The organism is Delftia sp. 60 (assembly GCF_002754395.1).
Lineage (GTDB): Bacteria > Pseudomonadota > Gammaproteobacteria > Burkholderiales > Burkholderiaceae_C > Comamonas > Comamonas acidovorans.
On sequence record NZ_PEFD01000001.1, the window covers coordinates 3138956 to 3159239 of the forward strand.

Consider the following 20284-nt stretch of genomic DNA (forward strand, 5'->3'; position numbering starts at 1 on the left):
ACCGGTCATCCGAGTTTCAGTGCCGAGGGCCGCGTGAGGATCTCGGGCCGCAGGATGGTGTCCAGCTGCGTTTTGCTCAGCAGGCCCCGGGCCAGCACGATGTCGTAGACGCTGCCGCCGCTGGCATGGGCTTGCTGGGCCACGGAAGTGGCATTGGCGTAGCCGATGTAGGGGTTGAGCGCGGTCACGATGCCGATGGAGTTCTCCACCGCCGCGCGCAGGTGTTCGCGGTTGGCGGTGATGCCCTGCACGCAGCGCTCGGCCAGCGTCAGGCAGCCGTTGCGCAGGTGGCTCACGCTTTTGAAGATGCTGTGGGCGATGATGGGCTCGAAGGCATTGAGCTGCAGCTGCCCGGCCTCGGCCGCGAAGCTGACGGTGATGTCGTTGCCGATGACCTCGAAGGCGATCTGGTTCACCACCTCGGGGATCACGGGGTTGACCTTGCCCGGCATGATGCTCGATCCCGCCTGCATGGCCGGCAGGTTGATCTCGCCCAGGCCTGCACGCGGGCCGCTGGACAGCAGCCGCAGGTCGTTGCAGGTCTTGGACAGCTTGACGGCCACGCGCTTGAGCACGCCCGACAGTTGGACGAAAGAGCCGCAGTCCTGGGTGGCCTCGATCAGGTTGGGCGCGGTCTGCAGCGCAATGCCGGTGATCTCCTGCAGGTGCTTGAGCACCAGGGGCGCGTAGTCGGGATGGGCGGTGATGCCCGTGCCTATGGCGGTGGCGCCCATGTTGATCTCGCAGATCAGCAGCACGGCCTCGCGCAGCCGCGCCTGGTCCTCTTCGATCATCACGGCATAGGTGCTGAATTCCTGGCCCAGCGTCATGGGCACGGCATCCTGCAGCTGGGTGCGGCCCATTTTCAGCACATCCCGGAACTCCTCTGCCTTTTGCGCGAAGGCCAGGCGCAGCGTGTCCATGGCGTCGATCAGCCCGTGGATGCCGAACCAGGTGGCGATCTTGAGCGCGGTGGGGTAGACGTCGTTGGTGCTCTGGCCGATGTTCACCTGCTCGTTGGGATGCAGGTACCGGTACTCGCCCTTGTGGTGGCCCAGCAGCTCCAGCGCGCGGTTGGCGATGACCTCGTTGGCGTTCATGTTGGTCGAGGTGCCTGCACCGCCCTGGATCACGTCCACCACGAACTGCTCGTGCAGCCGTCCGCCCTGCAGCTCCTGGCAGGCGCTCACGATGGCATCGCAGCGCCGCTGGTCCAGCAGGCCCAGTTCATGGTTGGTCAGCGCCGCCGCCTGCTTGATGCTGGCCAGGGCGCGGATCAGTTCGGGGTAGATGGAGATGGGCGTGCCGGTGATGCCGAAGTTCTCCCGGGCGCGCAGGGTGTGCACGCCGTAGTAGGCGTCGGCAGGGACCTCGCGGTCCCCCAGCAGGTCGTGTTCGATGCGGACGGATGGATCGGTGCTCATGCTTGTGTCTCCATTTATTCGGACTTGACGATCAACGGACCCAGGCCTTCCTGAACGGCCTGCTCCTGCTCCACGCGGCCGGGTTTCGGGCGGCCCCAGTGGAGCTTTTGCGCCAGCATGCCCAGGGCGACCAATGCACCGCCCAGCACGCTGGTGTAGAGCACTTCCTTGCGGTAGGTGCCCTCGGCCACCATGACCACCATGGAGGCGACGATGAAGAAGATGGTGGCGTAGGTCAGCGCCGGGAAGCACCACATCTTCAGGCGGATGGGCGTGCCGCTGGCTTCGAGCTTGCGGCGCATGTGCAACTGCGACACGGCGATGCACAGGTACACCAGCAGCGCGATGGAGCCGGTCGCGGCCATGAGCACATCGAACACGTCCATCTGGCCGGTGGCGGTGAGGGCGACCGTCAGCAGGGCCAGCGCGCTGGAGGCGATGACGGCCATGTAGGGCGCGCTGGTGCTGCGGCCCAGGGTCGTGAACAGGCGGGGGGCGTCGCCGCGGCGCGCCAGCGAGAACAGCATGCGGCTGGAGGTGTAGAGCGCCGAGTTGAAGCAACTGCACACGGAAGTCAGCACCACGAAGTTGACGATCTGGCCGGCGAAGGGAATGCCCAGGTGCTTGAGCGCGACGGCGTAGGTGCCTTCGGTGGAGAGGATCAGGCCCGGGGTGTCGTACGGAATCAGGCAGACCACGATGAAGATGGAGCCCACGTAGAACAGCGAAATGCGCCAGACCACGGACCGGGTGGTCCGCACGATTTCCTTGCCCGGGTCCTGGGATTCGGCCGCCGCCACGGTGACGATCTCGGCACCGATGAAGGCGAACATCGCGCCCAGCAGCGCCACCACCACGGCGCCGGGGCCGTTGGGCATGAAGCCCTTGCTGGTCAGGTACGCCATGCCTGCGACATCGCCCGCAGGCCAGAGCCTGGCGATGGCCAGCGCTCCGATGGCGATGAACAGCACAATGGCCACGACCTTGATCAGAGCGAACCAGAACTCGAACTCGCCATAGTTGTGCACCGGCAGGAAGTTGACGGCCATCAGGCCGAAGACCACCACCAGCATGTAGCCCCAGATGGGAACGGCCGGCATCCAGGCGTTGAGGATGGCCCCGGCCACATAGGCCTCCCAGCCCATCAGCAGTGTCCAGAAGCACCAGTACAGCCAGCCGATCGTGAAGCCGGCCCAGCGCCCGATGGCGCGGTCTGCGTAGGTGGAGAACGAGCCGCTGTCAGGCTGCGCCACGGCCATCTCGCCCAGCATGCGCATGACCAGCACCACCAGGATGCCCCCGCCCATGTACGCCAGGATGGCTGCGGGGCCGGCACTGGCAATCACCTTGCCGGAGCCGACGAACAGCGCACCGCCGATCACCCCCGCAATGGATAGCATGGTGAGGTGCCGCGGCTTCAGCCCACCTTCGAGTTGCTGACTCATTTCCTGTCTCCTTGTATTTGCTGTTGCAAAGGGGGTGCGGCCCGCGTGCTGCGTGCCTTGCGCAGAGCAAGGCCGGGCGAGGCGCCATCCGGCGCGCAATGGGTGCAGGCAGCAACCGCCTCAACGGGGTTGGGCGGCCAGGGTCTCGATGAGGGTCTGCAACTGGGCGCTCATCGGCAGGTCCAGGCTGGTGCCCGAAGGCAGGCGGCGCAGGAACCAGCGCCTGTACTGGCGCTCGATCTCGCCGTCCTCGGCCAGCGCCTGGAAGCTGGTTTTCACCACCTGGGCCAGCTGGGGGTCGTCCTTGCGGAACATGATGGCGTAGGGGTCGTAGGAGAGGTAGTCGCCCACCACCTGGAACCTGGCGCCCGGGCTCGCGCCCGTGTCGCCGTTGCCATCCGCCTTGCCGGCGTTCTCCGCGATCAGGCCGTACAGCAGCACGTCGTCGGTGGCGAAGGCGTCGGACTGGCCGCCGGCCACCTGGGCAAAGCCCTGGGAGTGGTCGGGCACCACCTGCAGCTGCATGCCCAGGTGGAACTTGCGGTCCAGGTCGCGCATGGCTTTTTCATTGGTGGTGCCGGCCGTCACCGCCACCTTCTTGCTGGCCAGGTCGCGCAAGGATCGGATCTGCGCGTCCTGCCGGACCATGACCTTGGTGCCGGCCACGAACATGATGGGCGAGAAGGCCACGCGCTTTTGTCGCTCCAGGTTGCTGGTGGTGGAGCCGCATTCCAGGTCCACTTGGCCGCTGGCCACGGCATCCACGCGGTTGTCGGCCGTGACGGGCACCCAGCGGATGGCCAGGCTCCTGTTGACCGCATCCTCGATGCTGGTCACCAGTGCCTTGCACAGCTCGATGGAGTAGCCGATGGGCTCGTTGCGCGCGTTCAGGTAGGAAAACGGCACCGAGGCCTGGCGGTAGCCCAGCGCAATGGAGCCGCTGGCGCGCACCTTGGCCAGCGTGCCGCTGAGCGTGGCGGGCGCGCGGCTGGCGGCGGTGCGCTCTGGCGTGTCGGCTTCCTGGGCGCCGGCCGTGGCGGCCAGCAGCGCAAGGGCCGCCACGCCCGCTGCCGCTGCCGCCCGCGCCGGCCCCCGCAGCGCCCATGGCTGCCCGTGCCGTGATCTGGGTTCGGGTTTCATGGCGTGTTCCTTGTGCGGGTTGTCAGGAATGGGCCGGGGAGGCGGGATGGGCCAGCGTGGCCCTGGCCTCCGAATCCAGCCGTGCGGCGTTGGCGGCGGCCTCCGCCTCGGGCAGCAGGTCGCCCTCCCACTTGGCGACGACGGCGGTGGCGATGGAGTTGCCCACGGCGTTGGTGGCCGAGCGGCCCATGTCCAGGAAGGTGTCCACGCCCAGGATGAGCAGCAGGCCGGCCTCGGGGATGTTGAACTGGTTGAGCGTGGCGGCGATCACCACCAGCGAGGCGCGCGGCACGCCGGCCATGCCCTTGGAGGTCAGCATCAGGATCAGCAGCATGGTGATCTGCGTGCCCAGCGACAGGTGGATGTCGTAGGCCTGGGCGATGAACAGCACGGCGAAGGTGCAGTACATCATGGAGCCGTCGAGGTTGAACGAGTAGCCCATGGGCATCACGAAGCTGGAGATCTTGCGCTTGACGCCGAAGCGGTCCAGCGCGTCCAGGATCTTGGGGTAGGCGGCCTCGGAGCTGGCGGTGGCGAACGACAGCATGAAGGCTTCCTTGATCAGCACCAGCAGCCTGAAGATGCGCGGGCCCAGGAACAGGAAACCGGCGATCACCAGCACTCCCCACAGCAGAAACAGGCCCAGGTAGAAGTCACCCATGAAGACGGCGAACTTCAGCAGGATCTCCAGGCCGTTGACAGACACGGTGGCCGCCATGGCCGCCAGCACGGCCAGCGGCGCGAGCTTCATCACATAGCCGGTGATCTTGAGCATGACGTGGGACAGCTCGTCGATGGCGGCCACCAGCGTCCTGCCCTTTTCACCGAGCGCGGCCAGGGCCACGCCGAAGAACATGGAGAACACGACGATCTGCAGGATCTCGTTGTTGGCCATGGCCTCGGCAAAGGACTTGGGCACCAGGTGGCTGACGAAGTCCTTGAGCGTGAACTTGGCGGTGGCGAGGTTGGCCGAAGCGCCGATGTCCGGCAGCGGCAGCCCCAGGTTGTGGCCCGGCTGCAGCAGGTTGGCCAGGACCAGGCCCATGACCAGCGACACCAGCGAGGCGGTGACGAACCAGCCCATGGCCTTGAGGAACACCCGGCCCACCGAGGCCGCGTCGCCCATGTGCGCGATGCCCACCACCAGCGTGGAGAACACCAGCGGGCCGATCAGCATCTTGATCAGCCGCAGGAACACGTCCGACATGATGGAGATGTAGCCCGCGATCTGCGCGGCCGCCTTCTTGTCGGGGAAGTTGATGAACACCATGTAGCCGATCACGATGCCCAGCACCATGGCAACCAGAATCCAGACGGCGGGCGGAAGTCTTCTTGTCATTTCCATGTCTCCTTCGGAACCTGTGGGGAATGCCTGGACGGCAGTGCGTGGCACCTTGTCCCGGGCGTCGGATGCAAGCGCTGAATGCAGGCGCGGGATGCTGGGCGGGGCGCTCAGGGGCCCTGGCTCAGGTAGGCGATCTCCCTGTGGCCCTCCTCGAAGGCCGCCAGCGTCTGCGGCCAGGCCTGGCCGGGCCAGGACAGTTCGAGCCGGCCCGACCGAGGGGCGTAGGCCGCCGTGTACAGCGTGCCGTAGCCGCGCCGCCAGGCGGGCTGGTACAGGGGCTCGCGCAGCAGCGCGGCCTGGGTGTCGCTGGCCGGCATGCCGGCATCGATCTGCTGCTGCAGGGCGGCCAGCCGCTCGCAGGCGCTGGTGGCGCGTGCATGCTCGGGCCATTCCACCGTGTGCTGGAAGTTGGTCACGGCCCGGCGCCGGGTCACTTCCACGGGGCGGTCGGGATTCAGGAACACCGTGGCCCATTCGCCCCGGGCGTCCAGCAGCGTGACGCTGTAGCACATGTGCACGGGCACGCGCTGCAGGATGGCCACGGCCGATGCGGTGTCCTGCGCGATCTCCAGCACATAGCGCAGCACCAGCGGAATGCCGAAGCCGTCGCCATGGGCCGTGCGGCCGCCAAAGGACAGCGAGGCGGCCAGGCCCGACTCGTTCATGCCGTCCAGCGCGCCCCACAGGCAGTCGCCCATGGCGGCCACGCGCTGCCCGCTCCAGCGCGTGGCCAGCCAGTGGCCCTCCAGCAGCGCGGGGGCGAAGTCGTAGTTGCGCAGCAGCATGGGTTCCTGCTGGCCGGCCGCATCAAGCCAGACTGCCTGGGAGCAGCCGGTGATGTAGGGCGGGGGGCACCACAGCGACAGGAAGCGCGCCTCGATGTCGCCGCCGCCGGCCAGTTCCACCAGCCGCTCCCAGGTGGGCACCAGCTCCGGCATGTGCTGGCGCAGGGCGCGGCGGCACTCCAGGAAGCCGGCGCGCGCCACGGCGCCCTGGCGCAGGAACCAGGCGCGGTAGTAGGGCCAGGCCTGCTCGCACAGGGCCTGCCATTTCCGGCCGGGCAGGTCTTCGGCGATGGCCTGGAAGCGGATGCGGGTAGGCAGGGGCATGGGAGGCCTTCAGAGGATCTTGAACGAGCCCGGCGCCGGCGCTGCGCCGGGCTGGGTGGCCAGGATGGGCTTGCCCGCGTAGTAGTTCTTGATGCCGCGTATCCAGTCGCGCGCCCGGATGTTGAGCTTGAAGTTGTCGTCCATCGAGCGGCCGCGCGTGATCAGGATGCCCAGGTCGGCGCCCTCGTAGCGGTAGTCGCCGGGGCCGGTGATGCGCAGGAAGAAGGCCTCGCGCTCGGTGTCTATGGCCTTGCGGTTGTAGTCGAAGCGCTGGTAGGCGACGCTGCCGTCCTCGCCCATGCGGTAGATGCCGGTGGCCGGAGCATGCGTGACCTGGTCGATGCGGTCCTCGTTGAACTTGAGCACCACCTGAGACCAGGAATCGATGAAATGCGGCTGGGCCCAGCGCTCGTTGATCTCCTTGACGTTCAGGTCGAACGGCACGCCCGAGAATTCGAGCAGGTGGAACAGGAACAGCGGCGCATCGGCGTAGGCGAAGGCGGCATGGTTGGTCATGGGGCTGGCGCCGCAGATGCGCGGGTTCAGCTCGCCCAGGTAGACCTCGCCGGTGTCGGTGTCGATCAGGAAGTCCAGGTCGAAGTAGCCGCGGTAGCCCTCGGCCAGCAACTGGTTGCCGAAGCGCTCGGCCATGTCGCGCGCCCTGGCGCGCACCTCCTCGGAGAAGGCGCCCGGGAACACCTCGTTGCCGCACCAGCCGCCCTTGTAGGGCGTGAGTTCGCGCGCGCCCACCACCTCGGTCAGCAGCGGCCCGACCAGGGTGCCCGACTGGGTGGCGCAGGCCTCCAGCGTGGCGCCGCGGCAGTTGATGCGCTTCATGATCTTGACCTCGGGGTCGTTGACGATCTCGTCCTTGTGCTTGTCGAAGTCCTCGCGCGAGGCGATGAAGAAGGTAGTGTGGCCCGAGTCGCCGAAGGCCGACTGCACCACCAGGTCCTTGCCCAGGCCGTGGCGCTCGGCGATCTGCATCAGGTGCTCGTAGCTGTCCACCTTCTCCAGCGCGTTGGGCACCGAGTAGACGCCGGCCTTGTTGCCTATGCGCACGGTCTCCATCTTGTTGTCGCAGCGCTGGCGCAGCGCGGCTGGCGGAAACCAGACCTCCATGCCCAGCTCGCGGGCCAGGGCCTCGGTCTTCTCGTCGAACATCAGGAAGGTGGCGACCGGCTTGCCGCCGCGTCGCTCGATCAGGTCCACCACGTCCTTGTGCTGCAGCAGGTAGTTGTTGATGTCCTCGATGGACTCGAAGGGCTCGTGCGGCAGCTCCTGCGGCACGAAGGCGTTGGGGTGGCGGCCGTCGAAGCAGTCGATGTAGTTGATGTAGCGGAAGCGGTTGACCCAGCGGTCCATGCCCAGCAGGTTGAAGTTGGTGGCGCTGATGAAGTAGATGGGCCGCTCGTTGCGGTGGAACATCAGCAGCAGGTCGGCAACGCTTTTGACTTTGTTGTTCACTTCTTGCTCCTCGTCGTGGTCTTCTTCGGGGTGGGGGAAAGCGTGATCAGTTCAGGTTCGGGCTCGGGTCGGAGCAGGCCCAGGCCTTCGTCGCCCGCCTGCGGCTGCGCCGCACGGCCCGACAGCGCCAGCGCGGCGCGCGCGGCCGTGGCCTGGGCGGCGCGGTCCAGCGCGGCCCGGCTGAAGATGCGAAAGCCCAGCTCGGGCCGGAAGCCGTGGATCTCGCGCACATCGAGCGCGGCCATGAACTGCAGGATCTCGGCGCTGATCACCTGCCCGGGCACGAGGATGGGAAAGCCCGGCGGGTAGGGGATGACGAAGAGCGCGGACACCAGCTCGCGCCCCTCGGCGATGGCGCGCGCTGCCTCTGCCATGTCGATGTATTCGCAGTTGGTGTCGTCGTACGAGAGGAAGAAGGCGCTGCGGATGTCGCCGTCGCGCGTGCCTGCGCGGCCTTCGACGCTGCGGCCCCGGAAGGCGAAGTGGAAGCTGGAGAAATTGGGCAGCGGCGGCTGCTCCAGCGTGAGCGAGCGCACGCGCCTTTCATGGATGCGCCGCTCGATGGCGCTCAGGTCGGCCACGCGGGCGTCCACGTCGCGGGCAATCTTGATCAGCACCTCGATCAGGTAGGCGATGGCCGAGCGCGTGCTGCCGATGTTGGTCATGAACAGCACGGTGTTGCGCGAGGTCTTGTTGATCTGTATGCCGTACCTGTCCATCAACTCCTTGTTCTTGAAGGTGTCGCCGTCCATGCCCGTGGTGCCGATGACCAGGGTGGCGCGGCTGGGGTCGAGCACGAACTCGTCGCTGCGCCATGCCACCTCCAGGTTGTCCCAGCCCGTCTCGTCGTTGTAGTAGTTGTCCACGCCCGACTCGCGGTAGGCCAGCGGCACCAGGTCGCCGATGCGCAGGAAGCGGAAGTAGCGCCTGAGCAGTGGGTGGTGCAGCACCTGCTCGCGCAGGCTCATGGCCAGCTCCAGCTGGCGCTGGATCAGCTCGTAGCCCTCCAGTTCCACCTGGCGGCGGCCCACGTCCAGCGAGGCCAGGATCTGGTAGTTGGGCGAGGTCGAGGTGTGCGTCATGTACGCCTCGTGGAAGGACTCCTCGGCCTTGTCCTTGAAGTCCTGGTCCCAGATATGGATCATCGAGCCCTGGCGCAGCGCCGTCAGCGTCTTGTGCGTGGAATGCGTGGCGTAGACCCGGATGCGGGCCTTGGCGGGGTCGGGGATCAGCCGGGTCTCCAGCAACTGCTGGTCGTCCTCCCAGTCGATGCTGGCGGCGAACTCGGCGTGGCGCCTGGCGTAGGCCGGGTCCTTGAAGGTCTCGCACAGCCTGGCGGCGCTGGCCATGGCCGTGCGCGGGCGGTAGATGGGATGGCAGCGCGCGAAGGCGAACCAGGCCTCGTCCCAGAGGAAGACCAGGTCGGGCTTGATGGCCAGGCATTCCGTCATCACGCGCTCCACGTCGTAGACGATGCCGTCGAAGGTGCAGTTGGTCAGCAGCACCATGCGCACGCGCTCCAGCGTGCCCGCGCGCCGAAAGCCCAGCAGGGTCTCCTTGATGTGGCGCAGCGGCACGGCGCCGTACATGGAGTACTGGTCCAGCGGATAGGAGTCCAGGTAGGCCACCTGGGCGCCGGCCAGCACCAGGCCATAGTGGTGGGACTTGTGGCAGTTGCGGTCCACCAGCACGATGTCGTCGGGCCGCACCAGGGCCTGCACCACGATCTTGTTGCAGGTGGAGGTTCCGTTGGTGGCGAAGTAGGTGCGCCTGGCACCGAAGGCGCGGGCCGCGTACTCCTGGGCCAGCTTGAGCGGGCCCACGGGATCCAGCAGCGAGTCCAGCCCGCCCGAGGTGGCCGAGGTCTCGGCCATGAACAGGTTCATGCCGTAGAACTGGGCCAGGTCCCCGATCCAGTTGCTGTTCATGATGGACTTGCCGCGCGCCAGCGGCAGCGCATGGAACACGCCCGTGGGCTGCTTGGCGTAGTCGCGCAGCGCGTGGAAGAAGGGCGTTCTGTGGCGCTCGCCCACGCCCTTCATGATGGCGCTGTACAGCTCGATGTGGTCTTCCTCGCCGAAGAAGATGCGCTTGAAGACCTCGCCTACGCGCGCGGCGATCTCCTCGACGCTGACATCGGTGACCAGGTACAGGTCCAGCTCGGGGCGCAGCTGCGCGATCTGGCGGCCCAGCAGCGGGCCCCGCTCGAACTCGGGCATGGACTCGCTGTTGTCGTCCATGCCTTCCAGGAAGCGGCGCAGCATGCCGTTCCTGTTGACCGAGCGGAATGGAAAGCCGTGGCGTATCACCACGGCCTGCAGGTTGAAGTTGACCAGGGTGGCGATCAGCGCGTCCTCGAAGCTGGGCACCACCACGATGTCGAACACGAAATCATCGTCGGCGCTGCGCTTGCGCTGCACGCGGCGGCGCAGCGCGTCTTCCTCGCTGGCCGACATCTCGTCGACGATCAGCACCTCGAAGTAAGGCCGCGTCAGCTGTGCCTGGCGCTCGCTGTCGGTCTCTATCTGCGAGGGCAGCTCGTTGTCGTTGTCCAGCGTGTTGGCGTCATGGCGGTAGGTGCGCGCAGCCAGCACGCGGTGGATGCGCCGCGCCGCCTGGTGGGCGCGTGCCAGTTCCTCGCGCTCTATCCACTGGCACAGCTCGCCGAAGACCCGGCCCCCGGGAAAGGCCCAGTAGCTTTCGACCGGGGCCAGCGCGTCGATGATGGTCTGCACGTGGGCCAGGCGGCTGGCACGCTCGGGGTGCTCGGGCGCCAGGATGGCCAGCCGGCTGAGATCGTCCACCAGGCTGATCCAGCCATCGGCACGCATTTCCCAGACGCTGCGGTGGCGGCTGAGGGAGGCACGGGCGCGCGTTTCGGTCGGGGGCGGGATGTCATCGTTGTCTCCTGGTTTTTTGCCGCATCGCCCGGTGGCTTGCGGCTTTGTGGTGCTCTTGATGTCGATCGCTGGGAAAAGGGGCGTGTCAGGTCATTGGGGCTTGTCCAGTGCTCCCAGGCTGTGCAGGTAGGGGAAGTCGGTGCCGTCCTTGCGGTAGACGGTGAAATCGCAGTCGCGGTCGCGGAAGCTCTTGAGCGGCTGGCCCAGGTTGCTGCGCAGGCCGTGTTCGCGCTCGTGCCGCAGCCGGGCGAAGTCGACCTCGATGGGCATGATCTGGGCGCCGCTGTCGGCCTGGTGGAGCACGTAGCCCGAGGGGTCCACGATGATGGAACGGCCCACGCCGCCGTCGCCCACGCCGTTCACATCGAAGAAATAGACCTGGTTGGTGACGGCCGAGGCGCGTGCGATGCACAGCTCCACATCGCGGTCGATGGTGTCCGTCATGGTGGGGTGCAGGATCACCTCGGCGCCCATGGCCACCAGCGTGCGCGTGGTTTCCGGAAACCACATGTCGTAGCAGATGGACACGCCGAAACGGCCCGCTCCAGGCACGTCGAACACGCAAAAGCCGGTGCCGCCGGCCACATCGCGCTCATAGGGCCTGAAGGGAAAGAGCTTGCGAAAACGCGTGACGACCTCGCCCTGCGGGTTGATGACGGGCGTGGTGTTGTAGACCACCGTGCCCTCGGGGCCGGCCACGCTCTCGAACAGCGAGCCGGGAATCAGCCACAGGCCGGTTTCCCGGGCCAGCCCGCACAGCCGGTCCTCGGTGGGGCCGGGCAGCGGCTCGGCCTTGTCGTGCTTGGGGCCCAGCGCCGCCAGCTCGGAGAACAGCACCATGCGGACCCAGGGAAAACGCGAGCGGATGTGGCGCAGGTAACCGGCCATGCGCTCCAGGTTGCTGTCGAAGGCGCAAACCTCCATCTGGACGCCGGCGATGCCGAAGGTGGTGGCCGTGCTCATGGCTGCACCTCCTGGCAGGCGGCTTGCCGGGCCGGCAGGGTGCCGCAACGAAAAGCTTTCAACTTCAAGGACATAGGCTGACTGAGGGGCGGAGAGAACCGGGCGGAAGGCACAGGTCTTTGAAGTGTCTGGAGGCGGATCATTGAAAAAATATTCGGCTTTCACGCCTTCGATAGCTATACATGGGGGCGAGTCTATGTTCACATTGATCCCAACAAAAGAACCAAATACCGTGAACAAGAGAGAACCAATTTCCCGCGTTGGAAACTCCACGCTGCCGGACTTTGTCAATCGGCATTTCCAACGTAGCGATGCCGAGTACAACCACCGCCAGCTCTACCGCATCGTCAAGGAAGGCATCCTGCGCAAGGCCCTGCCGGCGGGCTCGCGGCTGCCCACCAGCCGCGAGCTGGCGCAGACGCTGGGCATTGCGCGCAACACCATCGTCCAGGTCTATGAGCAACTGGCGCTGGAGGGCCTGGTGCAGGCCGGAGTGGGGCGGGGCACCTATGTGGCCGAGGTGGCGCCGGCCTTCGTGAGCCAGCCGCCGTTGCCGCGCCGCCGTGGCACGCCGCTGTCGCGGCGCGGCAGCGCCATCGTGGGCGGGGCGCGGGCCAGCCACCTGCAGTGGGGCGCCTTCGCGCCGGGCGTGCCCGAGCTGCGCCAGTTTCCGGCCGCGCTATGGAGCCGTCTGCACGCCCAGGCCTGGCGCGATCACAACCCGCTGCAACTGAGCTATGCCACGGGCGCAGGCCATCCCGCGCTGCGCGAAGCCATTGCCGAGCACTTGCAGGGCACGCGCGGCGTGGCCTGCAGCGCGGACCAGATCCTGGTGACCAGCGGCGCCCAGCAGGCGCTGCACCTGATTTCCCAGCTGCTGGCCGATCCCGGCGACACCGTCTGGCTGGAGGACCCCGGCTACTGGGGCGCACGCAGCGTGTTCCGCATGGCCGGCCTGCAACTGCAGCCCATCGCGCTGGACGGCGAGGGCCTGGCGCCCACGCCGCAGCAACTGAAGACACCGCCGCGGCTGATGTTCATCTCGCCCTCGCACCAGTACCCCAGCGGCGTGCTCATGGGCCATGGCCGAAGGCGCCAGCTGCTGGACTACGCGGTGGCCCAGCGGGTATGGATCGTCGAGGACGACTACGACAGCGAGTTCCGCTTCACCTCGCGCCCGCTGCCGGCGCTGCAGGGCCTGGACGAGCATGGCCGCGTGATCTACCTGGGCACCTTCTCCAAGACCATGTTCCCCTCGCTGCGGCTGGCCTACCTCGTGCTGCCCAGCGACCTGGCCGACAGCTTTGCGCGCGCGCTGAGCGAGCTGTTCCGGGAGGGGCAGATCATGCAGCAGATCGTGCTGGCGCAGTTCATGCGGCAGGGCCACTACGTCAACCACATCCGCCGCATGCGCCAGGTCTATGGCGAGCGCCGGCGCGTGCTCATCGACGAGATAGGCCAGCGCCTGGGCACGGCGGTGACCGTGCAGGGCGGAGACGCGGGGCTGCACCTGGTGCTGGGCCTGCCGCCCGGCTCGGACGATGACGCCATCGCGCGGCAGGCACGCAAGCTGGGCGTGCTCACGCGGCCGCTGTCCCTGTACTCGCTCAGGCCCGATCCGGCCCGGGGCCTGGTGCTGGGCTACGGTGCCGTGACGGAGCAGGAGATCCGCCACAGCTTCGGCCTGCTGGCCGAGGTGATCGCGCCCCATCTGCCGTGAACGGGCGACAGAGCGCCTTCACTCCGGCGCGCCATTCACTCCGGCGCGCCATTCACTGCGGTGCGCCAGTGCGCCGGTGCAGCCAGCCCAGCAACTGCGCCTTGTCCATGGGCCGGGCAACGTGATAGCCCTGACCCTCCTGGCATCCCATGGCGCGCAGGGCCTGCCAGGCGCTGGCGTCCTCTATGCCTTCGGCCAGGACCTGCAGGCCGAGCTTGCGGCCGAGCTGGGCGATCATTTCGGCGATGCGCGCTTCCTGTGATTCGCCAAGCTGGCGCACGAAGCTGCGGTCGATCTTGATGCGGTCCAGCGGCAGGCGCTCCAGGTAGCTCAGCGAGGAGTAGCCGGTGCCGAAGTCGTCGATGGCAATGGTCACGCCCAGCGTGCGCAGGGCGCTGAGCGTGGCCTGCAGCAGCTGGGTGGGCAGCACGGCCACCGACTCGGTGATCTCCAGTTCCAACTGCGCACCCTGCAGGCCGTGCTCTGTCAGGGCGTTGCTCACGGTCTGCAGAAAGCCCGGGTCCTGCAGCTGCACGGTGGAGACATTGACGGCCATGCGCCGGGGGGCGCGGCCGGCGTCCAGCAGTTCGCGCATGGTGCGGCAGGCCGTGGCCAGCACCCATTGGCCCAGCGGCACGATGAGGCCCGAATGCTCGGCCACCGGAATGAAGCGGTCGGGCGGCACGAAGCTGCCGTCCTGCCGGCGCCAGCGCAGCAGGGCCTCCAGGCCGACCAGGGCATGGGTTTCCAGGTCCACCTGGGGCTGGTAGACCAGGAAAAGCTGGGCGCCGTCGATGGCGGCGCGCAGGTCGGACAGCAGCAGGGCGCGGTCGCGCGCCTCCATGCCCATCTGCTCGGAGTACTCCAGCAGCTGGCCGCGGTGATCGCGCTTGGCGCGCTTGAGGGCGATGGTGGCGTCCTTGACCAGGTCGGTGCCGGCCTGGCGTTCATGGGGCAGGTACACGTAGCCGCAGGTCAGCGAGACCTTGTGCGGCACGCCGTCCACGGCCAGGGGCTGGCGGGCGCAGTCCAGCAACTGGGCCAGGGCCACCTCGTCGGTGGGGCCCAGGATGCCGAAGGTGTCCGATCCCACGCGCGCCAGCAGCACGCCTGCGGGCAGCGCGCTGGCCAGGCGGCGGGCCATGGCTTCGAGCAGGCGGTCGCCGAAGCGGTGGCCCATCACGTCGTTGGTGGCGCTGAAGTCGTCAATGTCCACCAGGGCCAGCACATGGTCCCGCGTGCCGCGCCACACGCATTCGTCCACTTTTTCCACGAAGTGGGCGCGGTTGGGCAGGCAGACCAGGGGGTCGAAGTAGGCGGACTGGTGCAGGCGCTCCAGCAGGCCGCGGTTGTGCAGCAGCGTGCGCAGGTTGGCGCAGAAGACTTCGAGCAGCTGGCGGTCCAGTGCGCTGTGCGAGGCTGGTGCGTCGATGAAGACTGCCATGTCCTGCTCGTCGCCCCGGCCTATGTACAGGGCCACGCCGCGCTGCACGCCGTAGATGTTGCGGCGGGTCTGCAGCGCCTGGCGCAGCAGGCGCAGCCCGCGCGAGGCCAGCACGGTGGCGATGGGCTGGTCGATGAGCCGGGCGAATGGCCCCGTGGCCGCGAGCACGCGGTAGGGCTCGGCCGGGTGCGTGCCCTCCGAGCAGACCAGGCCTTCGCTGGCCACGCCCAGCAAGGTGGCCAGCTGGGTGATCACGCCCCGCGCGAAGGCGTGCAGATTGGTTTCCTCCAGCAGCGAGGCGCTGGAGCGCACCATCAGCTCCAGGCTGCGGCGGTTGGCCTCGATGGCGCACAGCTGCTCGTAGGAGCGCACGGCGGTCACCACGATGGCCAGCAGCCGGTCGGGCGTGAGTTCGGTCTTGGTGCGGCAGTCGTTGATGTCGTAGCGCAGCAGGGTTTCCAGATCGGGCGCCTGGCCCGGGCGGCCGGTGCGCAGCACGATGCGGCTGTTGCGCAGGCCGGCCGTGTAGCGGATGAAGTCCACCAGGTCCAGCCCGGCGCCCGTGCCATCGGTCACGGCGTCGAGCACCACCACGGCCAGGTCCTGCTCGCTGCGCAGCAGATTGCGCGCCTGCGTGCCGGAGCGGGCGTAGAGGAACACCAGCGGCCGGCCGAACAGGGTGTGGCCTTCCAGCGCCAGGCGGAAGGCGGCGTGTACGTCGGGGTCGCTGTCCACGATCAGCACCCGCCATTCAGGCCCGGGCACGGGCGATGGCGGGGGCGGCTGCAGAGCCGGCTGCAGGAGGGCGGAAGCAGGGGCGGGCGCCCTGGGCGCCCGTGCGCGCATCACGAAACTCATGCCTCAGCCCTGCCTGTGTCCGCGCCGCTCAGGCCGTGGCATGGTCTGCCGCGCGCACGACCTGGTTGCGCCCGCTGCGCTTGGCGGCGTACAGCGCTTCGTCGGCCAGGCTGTAGGCGTCGTCGAAGCGGCCGCCGCTCGGGCGCCAGCTCACGCCGAAGCTGGCCGTGATGCAGCTGGCGTCGGGCAGGCCGAAGGGATGGGCCTCGATGGCGGCGCGCACCTGCTCGGCCACGCACACGGCGCCGTCGCTGTCGTGCTGGGGCAGCAGCACGGTGAATTCCTCGCCGCCCACGCGGCCGATGTGGGCCGTGGCCGGCACGGCGGCCTTGAGGCAGCGCACCACGCCCAGGATCACGCTGTCGCCCACGGGGTGGCCGAAGCTGTCGTTCACGCGCTTGAAGTGGTCTATGTCCAGCACGATCAGGGCCAGCCCCTGCTGGGTGAAGTGGCGGTTCACGCGCTCGATGATGGCCGCGCGGTTGAGCACGCCGGTCAGCGGGTCGTGCGTGGCGCGGTATTCCAGCTCGCCGGCCAGCTCCTGCAGGCGCTGGTTGAGCTGGGTCATCTCCAGCTCGGCCCGGTCGCTGCGGCGCACCAGCCGGCGCGTTTCGCGCAGCAGGCGCTCATAGGCGGTCAGCAGCACGCCCAGGGCCTGGTGGCAGGCCTGGGCGCCGGCTTCTTCGCCCCGGTCATGGGCGGCGCGGGCCGCCAAAAGGGCCTGGTGCTCGGCATCGAAGAGGTCCGCGGGAGCGGCCACGGTGTCCATCACGTCGCCTTCACGGGGTGGCCGGTGAAGGCGATGGCGGGAAAGTCGTCGCGCAGCTCCTCGCCAAACTCGCAGATGGTGTCGTCTTCCTCGTCGTGGTACCAGTGCAGGGCCACGGGCCGGCCGGCCTCGGCGGCGCCGCTCAGTGCCTCGATCAGGTTGAACAGCATCTTGGTGCTGGAGCTGTTGAAGTAGGCCAGCGCGATGTGCACCTCGATGCGCGCCTGCTGCTGCGCCGGCTGCGGCTGGGCCAGGTAGTCCTTGAGGCGGGCCAGGATGCCGCCGTAGAAGGCGGCGGCGTTCTCGGGATAGGACTCGCCACGCAGGTGCAGCGTGTGCGTGTCGAACTGGAAGTCCACTTCCGGGGAACTGGGAGTCGGTGCGATGTAGAGGTTGTCCATGCGTGATCTCGGTGCGTTGTCCGTGCCTGCGGGCCGGGCCTGTCCAGGCCTGGTGCCGGAGCGACGGCTCAGAGCGTGGCTTTCAGGTAGAAGACGGGCCGGCCGTCCACGGTCTGGGCGGGATCGAAGTCGAACTGCAGCGGCTCGCGCGCATCGCGGGCCAGGGTCAGGAAACCCATGCCCGCGCCCTTGCTGCCTTCGGGCGCGTCATCGCGCAGCGACTGGCGGCAGGCCTTCTTGATCTCGTCCAGCGTCATGCTGCGCAGGGCGTCGAGCTTGGCGCGCAGCGCCTCGCCCATGCCCGGCTCGATGGGGTTGGCGCACAGCAGCACGAAGCTGCCGTCGTCCTCGCGGCGGATGCAGACCGCGCCGTGGCGCAGCTCGCCATCGTCCTGGTGGGGCGGGGTCAGGGCATCGGCCGAGTAATGGATGATGTTCTGCGCCATCTCGACAAAGGACGAGAACAGCTTGCGCCGCGTGGGGCCCGGCACGCCGGCCACTTCCAGCTGCAGCCGCACGGCCTCGGCCATGGCCGCGACGATGTTCTGCGAGAAGTAGCCCACGTAGTAGAAGATCACCTGGTGCTGGCGCGCCAGGTGGAAGAAGCTGCCGTACTTGTCGGCGATCTGTGCGGAGGGCATGGGAGGCATTCAGGTTCTGAAGCAGAAAAAGGTCAGGTCGTCGCGGCGGTGGTGCTCGCCCTGCCAGGCCTGCAGGGCGTCCAGCAAGGCGCGGTTGATCTCGGCGGGCGTGCGGCCTGCCTGCTCCAGCAGCAGCTCGCGCACGCGCTTCTTGCCGAAGGTGATGCCGCGCGGGCCGCCGACCTGGTCGATCAGGCCGTCGGTGGTGATGAAGACCAGGGTGGCGGCGGGCAGCTCCAGGTCGATGTTGTTCCAGGCGAAGTCGAACTCGCTGTCCACATAGCCCACGCCCTTGCGCTGGCCATCGATCACCTCCACCGCCTCGGCGCCGGGGCGCAGCACGAACAGCGCAAGGCGCGCGCCTGCAAAGCGCAGGCGCCGGTGCGCGGGCTCGAACCAGAAGCAGGCCGCGTCCAGCCCGTCGTCGGAGCCGGGCGTGCCATCCTTGCCATCGAGCTGGCCCAGCATCTGCTTGACGCTGCGGTTCACATGGCCCAGCAGCGCTGCCGGGTCGCGCGGGCCGTGCTCCTTGATGGCCTGGCTCAGGCTGCTGGTGGCGATCAGCGTCATGAAGGCGCCGGGCACGCCGTGGCCCGTGCAATCGGCCACGGTGGCAAACCAGCCATCGCCGTCCTGGCTGAACTGGTAGAAGTCGCCGCCGACCACATCGCGCGGCTCCCAGACCAGGTCGGCGCCGGGGCAGGCGCGGGCCAGGGAGTCGCGCGAGCTGCGCAGCAGCGACTGCTGGATCACGCTGGCGTATTCGATGCTGTGCATGATCTGGCGGTTGCGCGCCACCTGCATGTCCGCCACCGCGCGCATCAGCTGCAGACCGTTGCCCACGCCCGCGAACAGGCCGTCGCGCGTGATGATGAAGCCATCGGTCAGCGCCTTTTCGCCGTACTCCACGGTCTTCACGGTCAGGGTGTCTATGTCGGTGGAGGCATCGACCACCAGCGGCTCCTTGTCCATGAAGGCGATGCAGCTCTTCTTGCCGTACAGCTCCATGCGAAACGGCTTGCTGAACTGGGACAGGAAGATGCTGCGGTTGATCAGGCCGATGGGGCGGTTGCCCTCCACCACGGGCAGGCTGATCAGGTCCCGGTGGCGCGTGAAGACCTCGAGCACCTTCTCGTTGGTCTCGTCGGCGGTCATGCAGGGAACGGGGGTACACAGGTCCGCAGCGCTGGGTGGGCGGAAACGTGGCCTGGAATCGCTCAGGTAGGCGCGGGACTCATCCATGGAAGGCACATCGCAAAATTGTTAAGGAATGTTACGTTTTCCTTGTTGCAGTTTTGTGACGCGCACGGCCCTGGTTGGCATGCACTTGTCTTGCGCATAACCATGCGCCAAAAGCTTCGTTGTGGCGTGGCAGGGCGGTTCCTAGCATGGGGGCTTCCACCCATGCAAGCACTGAGGAGAGACGCCGTGAACGCTGTCACCGAAGCCAGCCACCTGAGCACCGTGGCCCAAGACCTGGAGCAGGACCGGCAACAGCCGCTGCAGATCCAGCCCCTGTCCGGCCGCATAGGCGCCGTGGTCCACGGCGCCAGGCTGTCGGGCGAGCTGGCGGCCGAACAGTTCACGCAGATCCATGCGGCCCTGCTGCGCCACCGCGTGCTGTTCTTCCGGGGCCAGCACCATCTGACGGATGCATCGCACCAAGCCTTCGGGCGGCTGTTCGGCGAGATCGAATCGCACCCCACCGTGCCTGCCCCGGACGGCACGGCCTTTCTGGAGCTCAATTCCCAGCATGGCGGCCGCGCCGATTCCTGGCATACCGACGTCACCTTCAAGGCGGCCTTTCCCAAGGTCTGCGTGCTGCGCGCCGTCACGCTGCCCGGCCATGGCGGCGACACCGTCTGGGCCAATACCGTGGCCGCCTATGAGGGCCTGCCCGAGCCGCTCAGGCAGCTGGCCGAGCAGCTGTGGGCCGTGCATGGCAACGACTACGACTACGCCGAGAACTTCCGCCAGAACGCGGCCAGCCAGACCGAGACCGCAGGCCGCGCCAGCTACCGCAAGGTGTTCACGCGCAAGACCATCGAGTCGGAGCAGCCGCTGGTGCATGTGCACCCCGAAACCGGAGAGAAGGCGCTGCTGCTGGGCCACTTCGCCAAGCGCATCAAGGGTCTGCGCGCCAATGAATCGACGGCGCTGCTTCAGCTGTTCAACGAACGCATCATCCGGCTGGAGAACACCGTGCGCTGGCAGTGGGCGCAGGGCGACGTGGCCATCTGGGACAACCGCGCCACGCAGCACTACGCCATCAACGACTACGGCGATGCCCACCGCGTGGTGCGCCGCGTCACCGTGACCGGCACCGTGGCCACCAGCGTGGACGGCCGCCACAGCGTGGACATCACGGTGCCCGAGCCGCTGGCGGCCTGACTGCCCGTGCTATAGGGCAGCGCGCTGCCTGACCGCGTCTTCGTGCAGCGACTCGCTGAGCTGGTCCACGACGATGGACCACGACGCATCGGCCTTGAGCTGCTCGGCCAGGAACTGGCGCTGCGCATCGCTCCAGTAGGGCGCATCCACCACATCCACATCGGCGGCCAGCTGGTGCGCGCGGATGAAATCGGCAATGGCCTGGTCACTGGCATCCAGGCCCAGTTGCAGGAAGAGATTGGACATGCGTACGACGGAGTTGTTCAT

Annotated in this window: 16 protein-coding genes; 2 read left to right on the forward strand and 14 right to left on the reverse strand. The window is 67.8% G+C overall.

What is annotated here, in order from left to right; all coding sequences use genetic code 11:
- Positions 1-5: 5 nt before the first annotated feature.
- From aspA to CLV01_RS14310, 8 genes are all read right to left on the reverse strand, one after another.
- Positions 6-1424, reverse strand: a complete 1419-nt coding sequence (aspA, locus tag CLV01_RS14275) for an aspartate ammonia-lyase (RefSeq protein WP_099734024.1) — start codon at positions 1422-1424, stop codon at positions 6-8.
- Positions 1425-1438: 14 nt separating this feature from the next.
- The gene (locus CLV01_RS14280) at positions 1439-2869 is read right to left on the reverse strand and encodes an amino acid permease (RefSeq protein WP_043796316.1); all 1431 of its coding nucleotides are present in this window, start codon (positions 2867-2869) and stop codon (positions 1439-1441) included.
- 120 nt (positions 2870-2989) lie between these two features.
- Positions 2990-4009, reverse strand: coding sequence for an amino acid ABC transporter substrate-binding protein (locus tag CLV01_RS14285; RefSeq protein WP_099734023.1), 1020 nt, complete (start codon positions 4007-4009; stop codon positions 2990-2992).
- A gap of 22 nt (positions 4010-4031) precedes the next feature.
- On the reverse strand, positions 4032-5348 hold the full coding sequence (locus tag CLV01_RS14290) for a dicarboxylate/amino acid:cation symporter (protein WP_099735152.1): 1317 nt from the start codon (positions 5346-5348) through the stop codon (positions 4032-4034).
- Between the two features lie 113 nt (positions 5349-5461).
- Positions 5462-6463 carry a C45 family autoproteolytic acyltransferase/hydolase gene (locus tag CLV01_RS14295; protein ID WP_099734022.1) on the reverse strand — a complete coding sequence of 334 codons (1002 nt, stop codon included), beginning with the start codon at positions 6461-6463 and terminating at the stop codon, positions 5462-5464.
- 9 nt (positions 6464-6472) lie between these two features.
- Positions 6473-7930, reverse strand: coding sequence for a biotin carboxylase (locus CLV01_RS14300; protein WP_013802977.1), 1458 nt, complete (start codon positions 7928-7930; stop codon positions 6473-6475).
- Complete coding sequence (locus tag CLV01_RS14305; RefSeq protein ID WP_257221295.1) at positions 7927-10761, reverse strand: aminotransferase class I/II-fold pyridoxal phosphate-dependent enzyme; 2835 nt, start codon at positions 10759-10761, stop codon at positions 7927-7929. The genes CLV01_RS14300 and CLV01_RS14305 overlap by 4 nt, the downstream gene beginning before the upstream one ends.
- 159 nt (positions 10762-10920) lie before the next feature.
- The gene (locus CLV01_RS14310) at positions 10921-11793 is read right to left on the reverse strand and encodes a carbon-nitrogen hydrolase family protein (protein ID WP_099734020.1); all 873 of its coding nucleotides are present in this window, start codon (positions 11791-11793) and stop codon (positions 10921-10923) included.
- Positions 11794-12025: 232 nt separating this feature from the next.
- Between CLV01_RS14310 and pdxR the strand changes: the two genes are divergently transcribed.
- On the forward strand, positions 12026-13513 hold the full coding sequence (gene pdxR, locus CLV01_RS14315; RefSeq protein WP_224986001.1) for a MocR-like pyridoxine biosynthesis transcription factor PdxR: 1488 nt from the start codon (positions 12026-12028) through the stop codon (positions 13511-13513).
- Between the two features lie 52 nt (positions 13514-13565).
- On the opposite strand, the gene CLV01_RS14320 is transcribed toward pdxR, so the two are convergent.
- From CLV01_RS14320 to CLV01_RS14340, 5 genes are all read right to left on the reverse strand, one after another.
- Entirely contained in the window at positions 13566-15815 is a 2250-nt protein-coding gene (locus CLV01_RS14320; protein WP_099734019.1) for a putative bifunctional diguanylate cyclase/phosphodiesterase, read from the reverse strand.
- Positions 15816-15843: 28 nt separating this feature from the next.
- Positions 15844-16584 (reverse strand): GGDEF domain-containing protein, encoded by a 741-nt coding sequence (locus CLV01_RS14325; RefSeq protein ID WP_012204881.1) that lies wholly within the window; start codon positions 16582-16584, stop codon positions 15844-15846.
- Positions 16584-16985 carry a DUF1987 domain-containing protein gene (locus CLV01_RS14330; protein ID WP_099734018.1) on the reverse strand — a complete coding sequence of 134 codons (402 nt, stop codon included), beginning with the start codon at positions 16983-16985 and terminating at the stop codon, positions 16584-16586. The genes CLV01_RS14325 and CLV01_RS14330 overlap by 1 nt, the downstream gene beginning before the upstream one ends.
- A 68-nt stretch (positions 16986-17053) precedes the next feature.
- Positions 17054-17626: a SiaB family protein kinase gene (locus CLV01_RS14335; protein ID WP_013802972.1), complete on the reverse strand. Its 573-nt coding sequence runs from the start codon at positions 17624-17626 to the stop codon at positions 17054-17056.
- A gap of 9 nt (positions 17627-17635) precedes the next feature.
- Entirely contained in the window at positions 17636-18868 is a 1233-nt protein-coding gene (locus CLV01_RS14340; RefSeq protein WP_099734017.1) for a SpoIIE family protein phosphatase, read from the reverse strand.
- A 186-nt stretch (positions 18869-19054) separates the two neighbouring features.
- On the opposite strand from CLV01_RS14340, the gene CLV01_RS14345 reads away from it, so the two are divergent.
- Entirely contained in the window at positions 19055-20017 is a 963-nt protein-coding gene (locus CLV01_RS14345) for a TauD/TfdA dioxygenase family protein (RefSeq protein WP_063326491.1), read from the forward strand.
- 9 nt (positions 20018-20026) lie between these two features.
- Here CLV01_RS14345 and CLV01_RS14350 read toward each other — a convergent pair whose 3' ends face one another.
- Positions 20027-20284: a DUF2789 domain-containing protein gene (locus CLV01_RS14350; protein WP_099734016.1), complete on the reverse strand. Its 258-nt coding sequence runs from the start codon at positions 20282-20284 to the stop codon at positions 20027-20029.